This window comes from Methylosinus sp. R-45379 (assembly GCF_001644125.1).
GTDB lineage: Bacteria > Pseudomonadota > Alphaproteobacteria > Rhizobiales > Beijerinckiaceae > Methylosinus.
Genome location: NZ_LUUM01000159.1, coordinates 1 through 2,576 on the forward strand (window position 1 = coordinate 1; position 2,576 = coordinate 2,576).

Genomic DNA, 2,576 nt, shown 5'->3' on the forward strand with positions numbered 1-2,576 from the left:
CGCCGCCGACTGGTCCGCTTCGAAGATCGCGGAAGTGGACCGGGTTCTCGAGAGGGCGGGCGTCGCGATAGCGAAAGTCGGTCATCCGCCGATCGCCAACGCATGGTTCGGAACGAATATCGGCCCGCTGAGTCCGTTCGACCAGACGCGCCTGCAAGGCGACATACAGCGCGCCGTCGACCGTCTGCGCGCCTTCCATGAAAGCACGCAGAGAATCCTCGCGGTAATCGACGAACGGGCGGATTTGACGTTCGGCTCCGCAGAGAAGCTCGTCCAGTCGCTGCGTCACATCGCGGCGGTCCCAGCGAACAGAAGCGTGCTTGCCCACGCGGGATGGACGCAGGAACTCGACGCGATCGAACGCGATTTCTCGTTCTGCCGGGGATTTCTTCAGCGGGTCGTCTATGTCGGCGACCATTTCATCAAGGAGGCCTGGTCCTACGATCCGACGGAAGCCCTCGAGGCTATCCGTTCCGACGACGGTTCGCTGCTCAGGCGGTTCTCGCAAAGGTGTCGCCGCGCGAACGCCGACCTCAAGAAGCTGTCGAAGGGTGAGCCCGCGAAGGACACGGCGACGAAGATCGAGAGACTGGAATCCCTTCTGGAGTTTCGTCTCGGCTACGAACGCTACAGCAAGGCGGAATCGCGCCTGAAGGAGGTTCTCGGCGGCGCCAATTTGAGCGAAGCATCCGTGCTCATCGACTGGTGCCGAACCGCGCTCGCGCGCCTCGGCTCGGCCCGTTTGGTCACCCTCGGCGCGCAGAGCCAGGATCCGCTCGTTTTCGGCAACTACGCGAATCTTGTGGAGTCGCTCGGCTCCACCGCTCGGGTCTCGGTCGACGAAATCCTCACCGACCTCAAAGCCGATATCGGGGTCGTTTTCGGCAGGTCCGACATCGGAGCGATCCGAATTTCCGACCTGATCGAGCGCATCGGCGTCTGGCAAGTCAATCTCGACGGCGTCCACGACTGGGTCGGGATCCGAAATGGGCTCTCCACCCTGCGCCAAGAGGGGATGGCCGTCATTGCGACGAATCTCGAGAACGGCGCGACGCCGGCGGACAAGGTCCGCCCAATGGCGGATCTCCTGATCACCGAGTCCCTTTGGCGCCGAGCGACACGGGAAAACCCCACGCTTCAGGATATCGACGGCGCGAAGCGGAGCGACGAGGTCTCCGAATTCCAGGATCTGGATCGCAAACGCATCCAGATCGCCCGTCAGGAGGTATTCGCTCGCTACCTCGACCGTCGTCCCGATGGGTTCGCGGGAGACATGGCGGTGATCCGCGCCGAAATCGGCAAGAAGAGAGGACACTTCCCGGTCAGGAAGCTGATGAAGGAAGCGGGGGAAGCGATCCAACGCCTCAAGCCCGTTTTCCTGATGAGCCCGCTCTCGGTCGCGCAGTTTCTGCCGCCGGGGAGGCTGACCTTCGACCTGATCGTCATCGATGAGGCCAGCCAGATCGCGCCCGAAGACGCCCTCGGGGCGATTGCTCGGGCGAAGCGGATCGTCGTGGTCGGCGACCACCGCCAGCTTCCTCCCACCAACTTCTTCGGTCTGGTCAACGCCGGCGACGACGATGCGGAGGACGGGGATGACGACGCGCCGGCGGTTGCCGCGCCCGGCCAGTTCGAAAGCATCCTCACCTTGGCGCGTTCGCGCGGGTTCGGCGAACGCACGCTCGCATGGCACTATAGGAGCCGCCACCCGTCCCTGATCGCGCTCTCCAACAGGGAATGCTACGCGGAAAAGCTGCTGCTCCCGCCAAGTCCGTTCGAAAGGACGGACAGCTTCGGCCTCTCGCTGGTGAAGACGCCGAGGGGGCATTACGATCGCGGGGGCGCCGCATGCGATCTTGTGCAGGCGAAGGAGATCGCCGAAGCGATCAAGCTCCATATCCGCAGATCTGGCAACAAATCCCTCGGCGTCGCGTGCTTCTCGACCAAGCAGCGCGACGCCATCGACGACATGATCGACAAGGCCGGCATCCGCAGCGAGGTCGAAGCGTTCTGCCCGAAGGGCGAGCGTCTCTTCGTCAAGAATCTCGAATCGGTCCAGGGCGATGAGCGGGATGTCATCTTCATCTCCGTCGGCTACGGATACGGGGCCGACAACGTCAGACCTCCGTCGAACTTCGGCCCGGTGTCGAAGGAGGGCGGCGAACGGCGACTGAACGTCCTCGCATCCAGGGCGCGCGAGAAATGCCTCGTCTTCTCGTCCATCACCGCCGCCGACATTCCGGCCGATCAGCCGTCGCGCGGAACGCGAATGCTGCGTTCACTGCTCCACTTCGCCGAGACCGGGCGCCTTTCGGAAGGCGCGGTGACCGACGACGGAGACTATGAGAGTCCGTTCGAGGAGGCCGTGGCTCAGGTAATCAAGGAAGCGGGATACGGGGTGCACGCGCAGGTCGGCGTATCGAGCTTCAGGGTCGACATGGGAGTTTTCGACCGCGCCAGACCCGGCGCCTACATCCTCGGCGTCGAATGCGACGGCGCCACCTATCACAGTTCCCGATCGGCGCGGGACCGGGACCGCCTGAGGCAGGAGGTGCTCGAGGGACTCGGCTGGAGGC

1 protein-coding gene is annotated in these 2,576 nt (G+C 64.0%); it reads left to right on the top strand.

What is annotated here, in order from left to right; all coding sequences use genetic code 11:
- Window positions 1–2,576, top strand: a 2,576-nt coding sequence (locus tag A1351_RS07765) for an AAA domain-containing protein (protein WP_245291613.1), incomplete at both ends; no start/stop codon positions are given.